Source organism: Saccharopolyspora sp. NPDC049426 (genome assembly GCF_040676935.1).
In the GTDB taxonomy this organism is placed as follows: domain Bacteria; phylum Actinomycetota; class Actinomycetes; order Mycobacteriales; family Pseudonocardiaceae; genus Saccharopolyspora.
Map to the genome: position 1 here is coordinate 26745 of NZ_JBFAPZ010000014.1, position 16380 is coordinate 43124.

Annotated in this window: 12 protein-coding genes; 4 read left to right on the forward strand and 8 right to left on the reverse strand. The window is 69.3% G+C overall.

Going from position 1 to position 16380, the window contains the following annotated elements; translation table 11 throughout:
* Positions 1 to 58 precede the first annotated feature (58 nt).
* Positions 59 to 943 carry a LysR family transcriptional regulator ArgP gene (locus AB0J78_RS26700; RefSeq protein ID WP_363793610.1) on the reverse strand — a complete coding sequence of 295 codons (885 nt, stop codon included), beginning with the start codon at positions 941 to 943 and terminating at the stop codon, positions 59 to 61.
* Positions 944 to 1009: 66 nt separating this feature from the next.
* On the opposite strand from AB0J78_RS26700, the gene AB0J78_RS26705 reads away from it, so the two are divergent.
* The gene (locus tag AB0J78_RS26705) at positions 1010 to 1624 is read left to right on the forward strand and encodes a LysE/ArgO family amino acid transporter (protein ID WP_363793611.1); all 615 of its coding nucleotides are present in this window, start codon (positions 1010 to 1012) and stop codon (positions 1622 to 1624) included.
* 408 nt (positions 1625 to 2032) lie between these two features.
* On the opposite strand, the gene AB0J78_RS26710 is transcribed toward AB0J78_RS26705, so the two are convergent.
* On the reverse strand, positions 2033 to 2920 hold the full coding sequence (locus AB0J78_RS26710; protein WP_363793613.1) for a crotonase/enoyl-CoA hydratase family protein: 888 nt from the start codon (positions 2918 to 2920) through the stop codon (positions 2033 to 2035).
* 86 nt (positions 2921 to 3006) lie between these two features.
* Between AB0J78_RS26710 and AB0J78_RS26715 the strand changes: the two genes are divergently transcribed.
* Positions 3007 to 3699, forward strand: coding sequence for a histidine phosphatase family protein (locus AB0J78_RS26715; RefSeq protein ID WP_363793615.1), 693 nt, complete (start codon positions 3007 to 3009; stop codon positions 3697 to 3699).
* A gap of 19 nt (positions 3700 to 3718) precedes the next feature.
* On the opposite strand, the gene AB0J78_RS26720 is transcribed toward AB0J78_RS26715, so the two are convergent.
* The 3 genes from AB0J78_RS26720 to AB0J78_RS26730 are packed head-to-tail and all read right to left on the reverse strand — an operon-like array spanning position 3719 to position 6921.
* Positions 3719 to 4675 (reverse strand): LLM class F420-dependent oxidoreductase, encoded by a 957-nt coding sequence (locus AB0J78_RS26720; protein WP_363793617.1) that lies wholly within the window; start codon positions 4673 to 4675, stop codon positions 3719 to 3721.
* 16 nt (positions 4676 to 4691) lie between these two features.
* A complete protein-coding gene (locus AB0J78_RS26725; protein ID WP_363793619.1) occupies positions 4692 to 6224 on the reverse strand; it encodes an acyl-CoA synthetase in 1533 nt (510 codons plus the stop codon).
* A gap of 40 nt (positions 6225 to 6264) precedes the next feature.
* On the reverse strand, positions 6265 to 6921 hold the full coding sequence (locus tag AB0J78_RS26730) for a PaaI family thioesterase (RefSeq protein WP_363793621.1): 657 nt from the start codon (positions 6919 to 6921) through the stop codon (positions 6265 to 6267).
* Positions 6922 to 7071: 150 nt separating this feature from the next.
* Here AB0J78_RS26730 and AB0J78_RS26735 point away from each other — a divergent pair, with 150 nt between their 5' ends.
* Positions 7072 to 7854, forward strand: coding sequence for an IclR family transcriptional regulator C-terminal domain-containing protein (locus AB0J78_RS26735; protein WP_363793623.1), 783 nt, complete (start codon positions 7072 to 7074; stop codon positions 7852 to 7854).
* Between the two features lie 56 nt (positions 7855 to 7910).
* Here the strand turns inward: AB0J78_RS26735 and AB0J78_RS26740 are convergent, their stop codons facing one another.
* Positions 7911 to 8738 (reverse strand): class I SAM-dependent methyltransferase, encoded by an 828-nt coding sequence (locus AB0J78_RS26740; RefSeq protein ID WP_363793625.1) that lies wholly within the window; start codon positions 8736 to 8738, stop codon positions 7911 to 7913.
* 378 nt (positions 8739 to 9116) lie between these two features.
* Here AB0J78_RS26740 and AB0J78_RS26745 point away from each other — a divergent pair, with 378 nt between their 5' ends.
* Entirely contained in the window at positions 9117 to 10136 is a 1020-nt protein-coding gene (locus AB0J78_RS26745) for a glycoside hydrolase family 43 protein (RefSeq protein WP_363793626.1), read from the forward strand.
* Positions 10137 to 10194: 58 nt separating this feature from the next.
* Here AB0J78_RS26745 and AB0J78_RS26750 read toward each other — a convergent pair whose 3' ends face one another.
* Positions 10195 to 11646, reverse strand: a complete 1452-nt coding sequence (locus tag AB0J78_RS26750; RefSeq protein ID WP_363793628.1) for a glutamate synthase subunit beta — start codon at positions 11644 to 11646, stop codon at positions 10195 to 10197.
* Positions 11639 to 16201, reverse strand: a complete 4563-nt coding sequence (gltB, locus tag AB0J78_RS26755) for a glutamate synthase large subunit (RefSeq protein WP_363793630.1) — start codon at positions 16199 to 16201, stop codon at positions 11639 to 11641. Before gltB ends, AB0J78_RS26750 begins: the two co-directional genes overlap by 8 nt.
* Between the last annotated feature and the right edge of the window lie 179 nt (positions 16202 to 16380).

Genomic DNA, 16380 nt, shown 5'->3' on the forward strand with positions numbered 1-16380 from the left:
GGCGGGGGTGTTTCGGCAGTGCGGGTAGCGGAAACCGCCCGGCTCCCTTTTCGAACGGCTAATCCAGGTCTGTCGCGGCGCTGGCCTGCACCGCGTCCGCGACGGCGGCGAGCGCGGGCGAGTCGAGCTTCCACTGCTGCCAGTACAGCGGCACGTCCACTCCGCGGTCCGGTGCGATGTCGACCAGCGCACCGGACCTCAGCAGCGGGTCGGCCTGCACCCTCGGAACCATCCCCCAGCCGAGGCCCACCACGATGGCCTCGACGAACCCCTCCGATGAGGGAACGAAGTGCCGGGGGCCACCGGCGCCCCGACCTCGGGTGATCGTGCGTGCGAAGGCGTCCTGCAGGTCGTCGTGGCTGTCGAAGATCAGCACCGGGACCTCGTCGAGAACCTGCGCGAGCGACCGCGCCCCTTTCCGCGCCGGTGCCACGCACGCCAGGTAGCGCATGTGCCCGAGCCGGCGCACCGAGCAGCCCTGGACGGGGTCCGGCGTCGACGTCACCGCCGCCATCACCCGGCCTTCCCGCAGCAGCGTCGTGGTGTGCGACTCGTCGGCGCGGTGCAGCTCGAAGCAGATCCCCAGGTCCTCGCGAACCCGCGCCAGCGCAGGCACGAACCAGGTGCTCAGCGAGTCGGCGTTGACCGCGATGGGCAGCGTGCTCGGTGCGCCGCTGCCCGACATGCCGAGCTCGGCGGCCACGTCGCCCTCCATCCGCGCCAGCTGCCGGGCGAAGCGAACCACCACCTGCCCGGAGTCGGTGAGCTGCACCGGCTTGCTGCGGATCACCAGGACGCGTCCGGTGCGCTGCTCGAGGGCTTTGAGCCGCTGGCTGACCGCCGACGGCGTCACGTGCAGCGCGGCTGCGGCGGCGTCCAGGGTGCCGCCGTCGACCACGGCGAGCAGCGTCCGGACGTGCTCCAAGGGCAGATCGAAGTTCACATCACCTAATGGTAGTTCAGAATCTTTAGCTGTACTGTTCCCGGACCTGGACCTAGCGTCGAGTGCATGGCCAACGCCCTGCTCCCGATGTCCGCTGGATTCGTCACGTGCATGTCCCTGATCGTCTCGATCGGCGCCCAGAACGCCTTCGTGCTGCGCCAAGGCCTGCGACGGCACGCCGTGCTGCTGGTGGTGACCATCTGCGTCGTCTCGGACGTCATCCTCATCGCCTTGGGAGTGGGCGGTTTCGGAACGCTGGTGACCAGCTCGCCGACGCTGCTCACCATCTGCACCGCAGTCGGCGGCTGCTTCCTGCTCGGCTACGGATTCCTCGCCGCTCGGCGGGCGCTGCGCCCCGCGTCCGGACTCGAGGCCGGCACCGGCGAGACGCGTTCGCGCAGGCGTGCGGCGATGACGTGCCTGGCCATGACGTGGCTGAACCCGCAGACCTACCTGGAGACGATCCTGCTCATCGGGTCGGTGGCGGCCGGTTACGGCGCGATGCGCTGGGAGTTCGGAGCAGGTGCGCTGGCGGCCAGCTGCGTGTGGTTCGTCGCCCTGGGCTTCGGGGCGCGACTGCTGACCGGCTTCTTCTCCCGCCCGGGTTCGTGGCGCGTGCTCGACGGCGTGATCGCGGTGATGATGGTGTCGCTGGGAACCAGCCTGCTGACGGGTGCGTGACCTGTGGATTCATCCAAGGCGATCATTTGCTGGTGTTGTCTTGCAGTGCTTTTCGAACCTGATCACCTGATCGTGTAGGCGCTTTTCGCTCGCACTTTCGAACGCCGGAATGCACCATTGACACATGCGTTCGACAGGAATCAACCAATGCTCATCACTCACCACCGATGAACTCCTTCTCACATCAACGGTGTTCGACTTCCCCGACCTGACCTCTGCCGCCACAGAGCGACATTCGATCCGACATAGGATTCATGCCCCTGGCACGCCACGCCGCCGGGCAGTGGCCCGAGAGCCACCGCCCGGCACGCGCTGATGCCCGAACGTCTTTGCACTCTCCGATCCTCAGATGGCCGGTGCTCCCGGCGACATGTTCCTTGACAACCGCAGAACGGGAAAAGCGGGCGCTCACACCCCCTCCGGGCGAGCAGGCCACTCCGGCATGAACTCGGGGTAGTCCTGACTCACCCGGAGGGGGAACTCCGGAGGGCGCTTGGCCAGGAACGAACCGATCCCCTCGGCCGCGTCCGCTCCGGCGCCGAGCTCGTTGATCCCCTTGGAATCCAACCGGTGAGCCTCCCAAGGCGAGGACGCGGAGAGCATTCCCCACATGAGCTGGCGGGCCACCGCCACCGACACCCCCGAGGTGTTCTCGGCGATCTCTCGGCAGATCGAACGCGCGGTGGGGATCAGCTCGTCGTCGGCCACCACCCGCGACACCAGGCGGCCCGACAGCGCTTCCGCCGAGTCGAAGAGGCGCCCGGTCGCGGCCCATTCCATCGCTTGCGAGATGCCGACCACCCTCGGCAGGAACCAGGACGAAGCCGCCTCCGGGAGGATTCCCCGGCGGGTGAACACGAACCCGAACTTGGCGCTCTCGGCGGCGATGCGGATGTCCATCGGCAGCGTCATGGTGACTCCGACGCCCACCGCGGCACCGTTGAACGCACCGATGACCGGCTTGCGCATCGCAGCCACCCGCAGCGCCACCGTGCCGCCACCATCACGCGGCACCCCGTCGACCTCGCCGAGCTCGCGGTGGGCGTTGGCCCGCGCGTCGTTGTTCTCGCCGTTGAAGGTGTCCTCCCCCGCGCTGAGATCCGCGCCCGCGCAGAACGCACGGCCCGCACCCGTCACGATGACCGCGCGGACCGAGTCATCGGCCTCCGCGGCGTCGAAGGCCCCGATGAGCTCGCCGCGCATCACGTGGGTGAACGCGTTGAGCCGCTGGGGGCGGTTCAGGGTGATCGTGGCGATCCCCTCGGAAACCTCGTATCCGATCTCGGTGTACGTCATCGCACCTTCCGTTTCGCGGGTTTGAAAACGACCTTGCGCAGTGGAAAAGTCCGGTCTGCAAGCACGAGCTCAGAAAGCGGGGCACCATGTCCGAGGTCGAGTACCGGCAGTCCGCGTTCGCACCGCCCGCCGGCGCCACCGACATCCTGCTGGTCCGGCACGGCGAGTCCGCGCCGGCGGTCCCGGGCAAGCCCTTCGACCTCGTCGGCGGGCAAGGCGATCCGGAACTGGCCCCGGCGGGCCGGGTGCACGCCGAGCGCGTGGGCCACCGGCTCGCCGGCGAACGACTGGACGCCCTCTACGTCACCAACCTCCGCCGCACGACCGAGACCGCCGCTCCCCTGGCCACCAGGCTCGGGTTGGTCCCGCAGGTGGAGAAGGACCTTCGGGAAGTGCACCTCGGCGAGTTCGAGGGCGGACTGTTCCGGCAGAAGGTCGCCCAGAACGACCCGGTCATCCAGCGGATGCACAGCGAGGGCCGGTGGGACGTCATCCCGGGCGCCGAACCTGCCGAGGCCCTGCGCGATCGCGTCGCCGGAGCGATCGGCCGGCTTGCCGCCGCCCACCCCGACGAGCGCATCGCCGTGTTCACCCACGGCGGCGTGATCGGCGAGATCATGTCCATCGCCAGCGGCAGCCTCCCGATGGCGTTCCTCGGGGCGAGCAACGGTTCGATCTCCCAGATCGTGGTCACCGCCGGACGCTGGATCGTGCGGCGGTTCAACGACACCGCGCACCTGGACGGCGGGCTGGACGAGCAGCCCGCCGCCCTGAGCTGAGGCCGCGGCCACCGCGGCGCTACTTCAGTCCCAGCGCCCGGACGGCCTCGGTCGGGTCGCCCGGCGCGACCAGCGCCATCGCCGGTGTCGTCACACCGTTGTCGACGTACTGCTGGACGCGTTCCCGGCAGTGCTCGGCCGGGCCGTGCACCACCAGGTCGTCGACCACGCTGTCGGGGATCGCCGCGAGCGCCGCCTTGCGATCACCGGCGTCCCACGCCTGCCACATCGGGGTGAGCTCGTCCCGACCCAGCCACTCGTGGAAGGCGCGGTAGACCGGCACGTTCATGTAGGCGGCGATGTGCCGCCGCGCCAGCCCCCGCGCCGTGTCCGGGTCGGTGTCGGGCATGACGAAGATGCGCGCCACGACCTCCTTGTCCGGGCCGCCCTCCCGCACGTAGGGCACGACGGTGCGCACGTCGTCCGGGGACAGCCAGTTGATGATCGCGCCGTCGGCCTCCCGCCCGGCCAGCTTCAGCATTCCCGGGCGCAGCGCGGCCACCAGCACTGGCGGCACCGGATCGGCCACGAGTCCGGCGGTGAACCCCTTGACCTCGAAGGTGTCGTAGGACTCGGTGACCTTCTCACCGCTCAGAGCGCGGCCCAGGAACCGCACGGTGTCGCGCACCCGCTTGTACGGCTCGTCGAAGGGGATGCCGTTCCAGCGTTCCACGATGACGTTGGACGAGGTGCCCACGCCCAGCGCGAACCGGCCGGGGGCCGCCGAGGCGAGCGTGGCCGCGCTCATCGCCAAGGTCGCCGGGCCGCGGGTGTAGACGGGCACGATCGCCGTGCCCAGCCGCAGTTGCGGGGCCCACGTGGCGGCCAGCGCCAGCGGGGTGAACGCATCGGCGCCGTTGGCCTCCGACGACCACACGTCGGTGTAGCCGAGGTCGGGCAGTTCGGCGATGAGTTCGCGCTGCTCCGGCAGCGAGAGCTCGGGCAGCGGAACGGAGATGCCCCAACGTCGATCCACAGGTATCCCTTTCAGTTCAGTTCGCGTAGCGGGCTTTGAGCTTGCCCTTCACGAGTTTTCCGGTCGGTGTGCGCGGCATCTCGTCGACGAAGTCCACGCTGCGCGGCACCTTGTAGTGGGCCACGCGCTCGCGTGCGTGGTCGATGATCTGCCGCTCCAGCTCCGGCCCCGGTGAGGCTCCCGGCGCGGGTTGCACGACGGCCTTGACCGCCTCGCCCATCTCGGGGTCCGGGACGCCGAAGACGGCCACGTCGAGGATCGACGGGTGCAGCGCCAGCACGTCCTCGACCTCCTGCGGGTAGATGTTCACCCCGCCGGAGATGATCATGAATGCCTTGCGGTCGGTGAGGAACAGGTATCCGTCCTCGTCGAGGTACCCGAGGTCACCCGTCGTCGCCCAGTTGAGGTGGCCGGGATGTTTGGCCGAGCGGGTCTTCTCGGGATCGCCGAGGTACTCGAACTCGATCTCCTCGCGTTCGAAGAACACGGTGCCGACCTCACCGGCCGGCAGTTCCTCGCCCGCTTCGTCGCAGACGCGGACGACGCCGAGCAGCGGCCTGCCCACCGAGCCCGGTTTCTCCAGCCATTGCGCCGAGTCGATCATCGTCATGCCGATGCCCTCCGTGGAGGAGTAGTACTCCTGCAGGATCGGGCCCCACCACTCGATCATCGCCCGCTTGACCTCGATCGGGCAGGGCGCGGCGGCGTGCACGGCGTTGCGGTGGCTGGAGAGGTCGTAGCGGTGGCGGGTCTGCTCGTCGAGCTTGAGCATCCGCACGAACATGGTCGGCACCCACTGGCTGTGGGTGACCTGGTAGCGCTCGATGGCCCGCAGCGCCTGCTCGGGGTCGAAGCGCTCCATCATCACCACGGTCCCGCCGATGGCGTGCACCGCCGCGCAGTAGCGCAGCGGAGCCGCGTGGTAGACGGGAGCCGGGGACAGGTAGACGGTGTCCTCGTCGAAGCCGTAGAAGCCGCGCAGCAGATCCACCAGGATGTTCCCCGGCTCGTGCACCTGGCGGTCGGGCAGTTCGGGCCGGATCCCCTTGGGGCGGCCGGTGGTTCCGGAGGAGTACAGCAGGTCGGCGCCGCACGGTTGCACCGCCGGAACCTCGGAGGAGGCGGTGGCCAGAGCCTGCTCGTAGTCGCCGTACCCGGCCACCGGCCCACCGTAGGCCAGCCGGACGCGCACCCCCGAGGTCAGTTCGGCGACCTGCTCGGGCAGGGCTCCCAGACCGGCCGAGACCACGAGCGCGCTGGCACCCGAGTCGTTGACGATGTAGGCGACCTCGTCGGGCTGCAGGTGGCTGTTGACGGCGCAGACGTACATGCCCGAGCGCACGGCGGCCCAGTACACCTCGTAGGCGTGCAGGTTGTTGTCGGAGAGCACGGCGACCACGTCGCCCTTGGACAGCCCGCTGGCGCGCAGCGCGTTGGCCAGCCGCAGCGAACGCTCGTCGAGTTCTCGATAGGTCAGCACCTCGCCCGAGCCGGCCATGATCAGGGCCGGTTTGTCGGGCATGGTGACGGCGTGGACACCTGGGTACATGCGGCTCCTCCTTGAACCTCGCGTACCGCCTTCGATTACCTCACTTGACGAGTCCCTCGACCTTCCCGAAGAGCCGGCTGGACTGCTCGGCGCTGGGCACCACGAACTTGCCCTCGGCCTCCACCAGCACCGCGTCCGGTGCGTCCGCGGTGCAGATCGTGGCCTTCGACTCGGTCCAGCGACCATCGACGCGCTCGACGCGGCCGACGATCCGCAGCGGGGTGGTCAGCGGCACCGGCCGCCGGTAGCGCAGCGACAGCTGCACCGTCATGCCGGGCGGCGCTCCACCCGCGGCGTGGGCGTGCCCGAGGATCTGGTCGAGCAGCAGAGCGCTCATGCCGCCGTGCACGTAGCTCGGCGGCCCCTCGTAGGCCAACCCGAGGGTGCAGGTGCCCACCGCGGCACCGTCGACGATCTCCACCCGCATCGGAGGGGCGATCGGGTTTCCCGGACCCACGGCCGGGCTGTAGAGGCGGCGCGGGCGCCGACCGTCGTCCACGGCCGCCAGCTGTCCGCGCTCCCGGCGGACCGCGTCCAGCGGAGGCACGAGCGCCCTCACCTGCGAGGTGATCTCGCGCAGCGTCTCAGCGTCCGCCTCGGTGGACACGGCGGCGTCGGTGAGGTCGCGCAGCGCGGAACCGAGGTCTCGCACCGCCTGCCGGCGTTCCCGCAGTTCGTCTTCGCTCTCGGCGGTCACGTTCGCTGATCCCTCCGGGGTCGCGATCAGATTTCGGCCTTCAGTTAAACCCGTCGCCCGCCCTCCAGTCCAGACAGACCGGCCGGTCGGTATGAGTTCCTTCCGGTACCGCACCGGATAGGCTTCGCGGGAGGCGAGTCGGGAGGTGTCGTGCCGCAACAGCGTGGAGAGCACTTCGTCCGCGCGGTGGAGCGGACCATGTCCGTGCTGCGGGCGTTCACCGCGGAGCGGGCCGAGCTGTCGCTGACGGAGGTCGCCCAGGCCGCGGACCTGGACAGGGCCGGCGCTCGCCGCATCCTGCTGACCCTCGTGGAGCTGGGCTACGTGCAGCAGGCCGAACGCCGCTACGCGCTGACCCCTCAGGTGCTGGAGTTCGGCCACGCCTACCTCACCAGTCGGTCGCTGCCGCAGATCGCCGAGCCGCACCTGCAGGAGCTGACGCGGCAGGTGCGGGAGATGACCGCGATGGCGGTGCTGGAGGGCACCGAGATCCGCTACATCGCTCAGGTGCCGGGTCCGAAGCTGCTGTCGGTGACGATCCCGGTCGGCACCCGGTTCCCCGCGCACGCGACCTCGATGGGCAAGGTGCTGCTGGCCGCGGTGCCGCCGGAGCGGCTGGAGGCCAGCCTCCGCTCGGTCGAACTGGCACCGGTCACCCCGCACACGGTCACGACCCGCCAGGAGCTGCTGGCGGAGCTCGCAGCGGTGCGCAAGCGCGGATTCGTGATCGCCGACGACGGGCTGGAAGAAGGGCTGCGCGGCGTGGCGGTCCCGGTCCGCGATGCCGACGGCCGGGTGTTCGCCGCGGTCAACGTCTCCCTGTACAAGCACGGCTCCACCGAGCAAGGAGTTCAACGCGAGATCGTGCCGCTGCTGGCGCGCACGGCTGCGCGCATCGAGGCCGACCTGCGGGTGCGGCCCGGAAACCGCTGAACACCGGTTTCCGGGCCGCACCTGACGTCCCCGTGGCGGGTGCAGGGGCAGCCCCCTCAGGCGTCGGGGTCCTCGATGTAGGTCTTCTCCGCGACGTGGATGTAGAAGTCGGGCTCGTCGACCGGGTTCTCCTGGAAGTCGCCGAAGGTGTCGATGCGCTGGAACCCGACGTCGCGCAGCAGCCCGCGCAGGTAGTCCCTGCGCAGCGGGTACATGTTCAGGTGGTACTCGCTGCCGTCGGGGAACTCGTAGCGGTACCTGGCCAAGCCGTCGTCGACGTGGTCGGGAACCGCTTCGACCTCGGTTCCGCAGTAGTAGTAGCTGCTCTTGCCGCCGGCCTTGCCGTCCAGCAGTGCGTCGTAGTTGCGCTGGTCGATGATCAGCACCCCGTCGTGCTTGAGCATCGCGTAGAACTCGGCGAGCGCCTTGCGGCGGTCGTGCTCGCTGAACAGGTGCGTGAAGGAGTTCCCCAGGCAGATGACGGCGTCGAACTCGCCGTGCACATCGCGGTTGAGCCAGCGCCAGTCGGCGTTGACCACGCGCAGCAGGTGGCCGCCGTTGTCCATTCCGTTGCGGAACGCCTTGGCCAGCATCTGCGGACTGCCGTCGGCGCTGACGGTCTCGAACCCGGCCTCGATGAGCTGGACGGAGTGGAACCCGGTCCCGGTCGCCACGTCCAGCACGCTGCGCACTCCGCGGGCCTTGAGCTGGTCGACGAAGAACCGGCCCTCCCCCGCGGCGCGGCGCTCCCAGTCGATCAGGTCGTCCCACTTGTCGACCATGCCACCCACGTATTCCTGGGTGTAGTGGCCGGTTTCGCGGACCTCGAGCGGATCGTCGCCGAAGACCTGCTCACGAATTCCGGTCAGGACATTCTCGGTCATGCTCCCTTTTCCTCACATCGCTCGACAGTGGTGCGGCGCGCGCGATCGCCGAATTCAGCAGCGGAATTCCGATGTGTCCGACGCTAGTCCGATGAATCCGGACAGCAAGACCCCGTTGTCGTCCCTGCCCGGCGAGACCACCGCGAGGCGCTGGTGAAACGCGGCGGAGAAGGGCGCTTCGACCAGGGCGTTCACGCGAGATCACCTGGCTGCTCGGGGCGTCGGGTCCACGCCTTCGATCCGGTTCGCCCACCGAACCCGGCGATCGCTGAGCGAATTCCCAGCCTCACCGGAACGGCGTACCCCAGTGATCTCGAATGCCACGCCGAGGTGCGGAAATCGTTCTGCCCCGGCCGCGTTCGAAGGACGGTGAGCAGAGTGCGACACCGTTCAGCCCTCTCCCGCAGGACCCTCCTTTCCGGGGCACTGGCCACCGGAGCGCTCACCATGATCGGCAACACCACCGCCTGGAGCTCCCCCACCCACTTCGACAACCCGCTGGCGCTCAGACGTGCGGACCCGCACATCCACCGCCACACCGACGGCACCTACTACTTCACCGCGACGATCCCGACCTACGACGGCGTCGTGCTGCGCCGATCGGCGACGTTGCAGGGGCTGGGCACGGCCGAGGAGCACCTGCTCTGGCGCAGGCACGACCACGGGGAGATGAGCAGGCACATCTGGGCGCCGGAACTGCACCACGTCGACGGACGCTGGTACGTCTACTTCGCGGCGGGCAGTTCGGAGGACGTCCAGTCCATCCGGATGTACGTGCTGGAGAACTCCAACCCCGATCCCCTGGCCGGGACCTGGGTGGAACGGGGGCGGATCAGCACCCCCTGGGACACCTTCGCCCTCGACGCCACGACCTTCGAGCACCGAGGCGTCCGCTACTTGGCCTGGGCCCAGCACGAACCCGGAGTCAAGACCCACTCGAACCTCTACCTCGCGCCGATGGACGACCCGTGGACGCTGGGCGACCGACCCGTGCGGCTGTCGGTGCCGACCCACGGCTGGGAGACCCGCGGGTTCCGGGTCAACGAGGGGCCGGCGGCGCTCGCGCGCCACGGCAAGGTGTTCGTGGCGTTCTCGGCCAGCGCCACCGACAGCAACTACTGCCTGGGCCTCCTGTCGGCGTCCGCCGACGCGGACCTGCTCGACAGCGCGTCGTGGGAGAAGCACCCGGAGCCGGTGTTCGCCACCAACCCCGGCACCGGCCAGTACGGGCCGGGGCACAACAGCTTCACCGTCGCCGAGGACGGCGCTGACGTGCTCGTCTACCACGCCCGCCCGTACGACGCCGGGGTCGGCGACCCCAACCGGCACACCCGGCTGCAGGCGTTCGGGTGGCAGCACGACGGTTCGCCGGACTTCGGCGTGCCCGTACCTGACTGAGAACGCGAAAAGGCGGTGCCCCGGCCGGAAACCGGGGCACCGCCTCACACGCTCGAACTCAGACCATCGGGCGTTCGGTCGGCTCGATCGGAGCCGGCAGCACGTCCCGGCCGACGAGGTAGCGGTCCACCCCGGCGGCCGCCGAACGGCCTTCGGAGATGGCCCACACGATCAGCGACTGACCGCGCCCCATGTCGCCCGCGCTGAACACGCCGTCGACGCTGGACATGAAGTTCTCGTCGCGGGCGACGTTGCCGCGCGCGTCGAGCTCGACGCCCAGGTCCTCCAGCAGACCCGGCTTCTCCGGACCGACGAAGCCCATCGCCAGCAGCACCAGCTGGGCCGGGATCTCCCGCTCGGTGCCCGCCACCGGCTCGAAACCGGAGTCGGTGCGCTGGACCTCGACCAGACGCAGCGACTGCAACCGACCCTGGTCATCGCCCACGAACTCCTGGGTGTTGACCGAGTACAGCCGCTCACCGCCCTCCTCGTGGGCGGAGGTGACCCGGTAGAGCATCGGGTAGGTCGGCCACGGGTGCGCCTCGGAGCGCTCCGCGGGCGGCTGCGGCATGATCTCCAGCTGCGTCACCGAGGCCGCGCCCTGGCGGTGCGCGGTGCCGACGCAGTCGGCACCGGTGTCACCGCCGCCGATGACCACGACGTGCTTGCCCTCGGCGTGGATCGGCGAGCGCTCGAAGTCGCCCTCCTGCACCTTGTTGGCCAGCGGCAGGTACTCCATCGCCTGGTGCACGCCGTCCAGCTCACGGCCCGTGGCGGGCAGGTCGCGGGCCTGGGTGGCCCCGCCGGCGAGCACCACCGCGTCGTAGTCGGCGCGCAGCTGCTCCACGGTGACGTCGACGCCGACGTTCACCCCGGTGCGGAACTCGGTGCCCTCGGCGCGCATCTGGCCGAGCCGCCGTTCGAGCCGGCTCTTCTCCATCTTGAACTCGGGGATGCCGTAGCGCAGGAGTCCGCCGATGCGGTCGGCCCGCTCGTAGACCACGACGCTGTGGCCCACTCGCGTCAGCTGCTGCGCGGCGGCGAGTCCGGCCGGACCGGAGCCGATGACGGCGACCTTCTTGCCGGTCCGCTTCGCCGGTAGCTGCGGCTTGACGTAGCCGGCTTCCCAAGCCTTGTCGATGATGGAGATCTCGACCTGCTTGATGCTCACCGGATCGCTGTTGATGCCGACGACGCACGCGGCCTCGCACGGGGCGGGGCACAACGTCCCGGTGAACTCCGGGAAGTTGTTGGTCGCGTGCAGCCGCTCGATCGCGGACTCCCAGTCGTCCCGCCACACCAGGTCGTTCCACTCGGGAATCAGGTTGCCCAGCGGACAACCCTGGTGGCAGAACGGAATTCCGCAGTCCATGCAGCGACCGGCCTGCTTGGTCAGCCGCGGCTGCTCGAATTCCAGGTAGACCTCGCGCCAGTCCTTGATGCGCACGTCCACCGGGCGACGCTGCGGAGTTTCCCGCGGCGTCGTCATGAATCCCTTGGGATCAGCCATGAGCCGCCTCCATGATCGCCTCGTTGACGTCGCGCCCTTCGCGTTCGGCGGCGCTCTGCGCCTCGAGCACCCGCTTGAAGTCGCGAGGCATGACCTTGCCGAACCGCTCGACCGCGGTGTCCCAGTCGGCCAGCAGCTCGCGGGCCACCGCTGACTCGGTCTGCTCGTAGTGCCTGCGCACCCGGTCGTGCAGGAACTCGCGGTCTTCGTCGTCCAGCGCTTCCAGGTCGACCATCTCGGGGTTGATCCGCTGGGGATCGACGTCGAGCACGTAGGCGATGCCGCCGGACATGCCGGCCGCGAAGTTGCGGCCGGTCGAGCCGAGGATCACCGCACGACCACCGGTCATGTACTCGCAACCGTGGTCGCCGACGCCTTCGACAACGGCGATCGCACCGGAGTTGCGGACGCAGAACCGCTCGCCGACGATGCCTCGGACGAACAGCTCACCGCTGGTCGCGCCGTAGAGCAGCACGTTGCCCGCGATGATGTTCTGCTCGGCCACGAACGGCGCCTTCGCGTCGGGCCGGACCACGATCCGGCCACCGGAGAGGCCCTTGCCGACGTAGTCGTTGCCGTCGCCCAGCAGCCGCAGGGTGATGCCCCGCGGGACGAACGCACCGAAGGACTGCCCGGCGGAACCGGTGAAGGTCACGTCGATGGTGTCGTCCGGCAGGCCCTCGCCGCCCCAGCGCCGGGTCAGCTCGGAGCCGAGCATGGTGCCCACGGTCCGGTTGACGTTGCGCACCGGCAGGTCCAGGCGGACCGGGGTGCCTTCCTTGAGCGCGCCCTCCGACAACTGGATCAGCGTGTTGTCCAGCGCCTTCTCCAGACCGTGGTCCTGCTCGGTGGTCTGGTGCAGCGATGCGCCGGCGGGCAGCTCCGGAATGTGGGTGATCGGCGCGAGGTCCAGGCCCTGGGTCTTCCAGTGCCGCACCGCCTCGGAGGTGTCGAGCAGATCGGCGTGCCCGATGGCCTCCTCCAGCGAGCGGAAGCCCAGCTCCGCCAGGTACTCCCGCACCTCCTGCGCGATGAACTCGAAGAAGTTCACGACGTACTCGGCCTTGCCGGAGAACTTCTCGCGCAGCTTCGGGTTCTGCGTGGCCACGCCCACCGGGCAGGTGTCGAGGTGGCAGACGCGCATCATGATGCAGCCCGAGACCACCAGCGGTGCGGTGGCGAAGCCGTACTCCTCAGCACCGAGCAGCGCGGCGATCACGACGTCGCGACCGGTCTTGAGCTGACCGTCGGTCTGCACCACGATCCGGTCGCGCAGGTCGTTGGCCAGCAGCGTCTGCTGCGTCTCGGCCAGGCCCAGCTCCCAAGGACCACCGGCGTGCTTGATCGACGACAGCGGCGAAGCACCGGTGCCGCCGTCGTGACCGGAGATCAGCACCACGTCGGCGTGCGCCTTGGACACACCCGCAGCGACCGTGCCGACGCCGACCTCGCTGACCAGCTTGACGTGAATGCGCGCCTGGGGGTTGGCGTTCTTCAGGTCGTGGATCAGCTGCGCCAGGTCCTCGATCGAGTAGATGTCGTGGTGCGGCGGCGGCGAGATCAGCCCGACGCCCGGCGTGGAGTGCCGGGTCTTGGCCACCCACGGGTAGACCTTGCCGCCGGGCAGCTGACCGCCCTCGCCGGGCTTGGCGCCCTGGGCCATCTTGATCTGGATGTCGTCGGCGTTGACCAGGTACTCGCTGGTCACGCCGAAGCGGCCGGAGGCGACCTGCTTGATCGCCGAGCGCCGCGAGTCACCGTTGGCGTCCGGGGTGAACCGGTCGGCGTCCTCGCCGCCCTCACCGGTGTTGGACTTGCCGCCCAGCCGGTTCATGGCGATCGCCAGCGTCTCGTGCATCTCCTGCGAGATCGACCCGTAGGAGATGGCGCCGGTGGCGAAGCGCTTGACGATGGACGAGACGGGCTCGACCTCGTCCACCGGAACTGGCTTGCGCGCGCCGTCGCGGAACTTGAACAACCCGCGCAGCGTCATCAGCTCGCGCGACTGGTCGTCGACGGCCTGGGTGTACTCCTTGAACACCTCGTAGCGCCCGGAGCGCGTGGAGTGCTGGAGCTTGAACACCGTCTTGGGGTTGAACAGGTGCGGTTCGCCCTCACGGCGCCACTGGTACTCGCCGCCCACGGCGAGCGTGCGGTGCGGCGCCTGCACGCCGTCGACCGGGTAGGCGCGACGGTGCCGTTCGGCGACCTCCGCGGCCAGCACGTCGAAGCCGACGCCGCCGAGGCGCGAGGTGGTGCCGGTGAAGCAGCGCTGCACGACCTCTTCGCCCAGACCGATGGCCTCGAAGATCTGCGCACCGGTGTAGGAGGCCACAGTGGACACGCCCATCTTGGACATGGTCTTGCGAACGCCCTTGCCCAGCGCCTTGATCAGGTTCGCGGTGGCCTGCTCGGCCTCGGTTCCCTTGATGACGCCGGTGGTGACGAGATCCTCGACCGTGGCCATCGCCACGTAGGGGTTAACGGCAGCGGCCCCGTAACCGATGAGAAGAGCGACATGGTGCACTTCGCGGACGTCGCCAGCCTCGACGATCAAGCCCACCTGGGTGCGGTCCTTCTCCCGAACGAGGTGGTGGTGCACGGCACCGGTGGCCAGCAGCGACGGGATCGGCGCGCGCTCGGCGTCGGCCTGGCGGTCGGAGACCACGAGCACGTGCGCACCGTCGGCCACGGCAGCGGAGACCTCGTCGCAGATCTCGTCCAGCCGCGCGCGCAGCGCCGCTCCCCCACCGGCGACCCGGTAGGTGGCGTCGATGACGGCGGGCTTGAGGTCAGGCCGGTCACCGTCGTCGTTGATGTGCACGATCTTGGCGAGCTGGGCGTTGTCGAGCACCGGGAACGGCAGCACCAGCTGGTGGCACGCCTCCGGGGCGTGGTCGAGCAGGTTGTGCTCGGGCCCGACGTGGGTGCCCAGCGAGGTCACCAGCTCTTCGCGGATCGCGTCCAGCGGCGGGTTGGTGACCTGCGCGAACAGCTGGGTGAAGTAGTCGAACAGCTGACGCGGGCGCTCCGACAGGGCGGCGAAGCCGGTGTCGTTGCCCATCGAGCCGATCGGCTCGGCACCCGTGGCGGCCATGGGCTGCAGCAGCACGCCCAGCTCTTCCTGGGTGTAGCCGAAGACCTGCTGCCGGTGCACGAGCGAGTCGTGCGAGGGCAGTTCGCGCTCGCGCTCGGGCAGGTCGCCCAGCCGCACGACGCCCGCGTCCAGCCACTCCTGGTACGGGTACTCGTCGGCGAGCTCGCCCTTGATCTCGTCGTCGTCGATGATCCGGCCGGCGTCGGTGTCGACCAGGAACATGCGGCCCGGCTGCAACCGGCCCTTGCGCACGACCTTGTCGGCCTCGAACTCCAGCACGCCGACCTCGCTGGCCAGCACGACGAGTCCGTCCTCGGTGACCCAGTAGCGACCGGGGCGCAGACCGTTGCGGTCCAGCACGGCGCCGATCTGGGTGCCGTCGGTGAAGGCGACCAGCGCCGGACCGTCCCAGGGCTCCATCAGGTAGTTGTGGAACTCGTAGAACGCCTTGCGCTTGGGGTCCATCTCGGCGTGGTTCTCCCACGCCTCCGGGATCATCATCAGCACCGAGTGCGGCAGCGACCGGCCGCCGAGGTGCAGCAGTTCGAGGACCTCGTCGAAGGTCGCCGAGTCGCTGGCCTCAGGCGAGGCGATCGGGTACAGCCGCTTGAGCTCACCGGGGATGAGGTCGGTGTCGAGCATGCTCTCGCGGGTCCGCATCCAGTTGCGGTTGCCCTTGACGGTGTTGATCTCACCGTTGTGCGCGATGAACCGGTACGGGTGTGCCAACGGCCAGGAGGGGAACGTGTTCGTGGAGAACCGCGAGTGCACCAGGCCGATCGCGCTGGCGAAGCGCTCGTCGCCCAGGTCGGGGTAGAACGCGCCCAGCTGCGCCTCGGTGAGCATGCCCTTGTAGACGATGGTGCGCGCCGAGAGGCTCGGGAAGTACACGTCGGCTTCGTGCTCGGCGCGCTTGCGCACGCAGAACGCCCGACGCTCGAACGCCAGCGCCGTCTCGGCCTGCTGCCCGTCCTCGGCACCGATGAACAGCTGCCGGAAGTTCGGCATGGTTTCGCGCGCCGAGGTGCCCGCGCAGTCCGCGGCGATGGGGACCTCGCGCCATCCCAGCAGTCGCAGCCCTTCCTCGGCCACGATCCGCTCGATGATGGCCACGGCTTCTTCAGCGGCGGTCTCGTCGGCGGGCAGGAACGCGGTGCCGGCGGCGTAGGTGCCGGCTTCGGGGAGCTCGAACGGCACGACTCCGCGGAAGAACGCGTCCGGGATCTGGGTCAGCAGCCCGACACCGTCACCGGTCTCGGGATCGGCGCCCTTGGCGCCGCGGTGCTCCAGGTTGCGCAACGCTGTCAGTGCTTTGTCAACCAGGTCGTGACTCCGCCGACCGCGAAGGTCGGCGACGAACGCGACACCACAGGCGTCGTGCTCGTTGGCCGGGTCATACAGACCACTGGCTTGGGCGCTACGCTGCGCCACGCTTCTTGCATGGTGGGATTGGGGCATCGGACCTCCCGTCGACAGGTCGCGGCGTGCAGCAGGGCATGACTCAGCCATCGCGAACCGCGGAACCTTTGGGGGCACTGACGAATAAGGATGCGCCGTTGCACTCTCGGTCAGTTTGAGGCACTGTACAGACCCAGCGGCCTGAAGGCTACCGCTAGGTAACTCGAAGTTTAAGGGAA

Bases quoted from the DNA above. Each gene is read 5' to 3' on its own strand.
- AB0J78_RS26715 (WP_363793615.1), top strand. From the start codon at position 3,007: ATGTCCGAGGTCGAGTACCGGCAGTCCGCGTTCGCACCGCCCGCCGGC.
- AB0J78_RS26750 (WP_363793628.1), bottom strand. From the start codon at position 11,646: ATGGCTGATCCCAAGGGATTCATGACGACGCCGCGGGAAACTCCGCAG.
- AB0J78_RS26710 (WP_363793613.1), bottom strand. From the start codon at position 2,920: ATGACGTACACCGAGATCGGATACGAGGTTTCCGAGGGGATCGCCACG.
- AB0J78_RS26725 (WP_363793619.1), bottom strand. From the start codon at position 6,224: ATGTACCCAGGTGTCCACGCCGTCACCATGCCCGACAAACCGGCCCTG.
- gltB (WP_363793630.1), bottom strand. From the start codon at position 16,201: ATGCCCCAATCCCACCATGCAAGAAGCGTGGCGCAGCGTAGCGCCCAA.
- AB0J78_RS26705 (WP_363793611.1), top strand. From the start codon at position 1,010: ATGGCCAACGCCCTGCTCCCGATGTCCGCTGGATTCGTCACGTGCATG.
- AB0J78_RS26740 (WP_363793625.1), bottom strand. From the start codon at position 8,738: ATGACCGAGAATGTCCTGACCGGAATTCGTGAGCAGGTCTTCGGCGAC.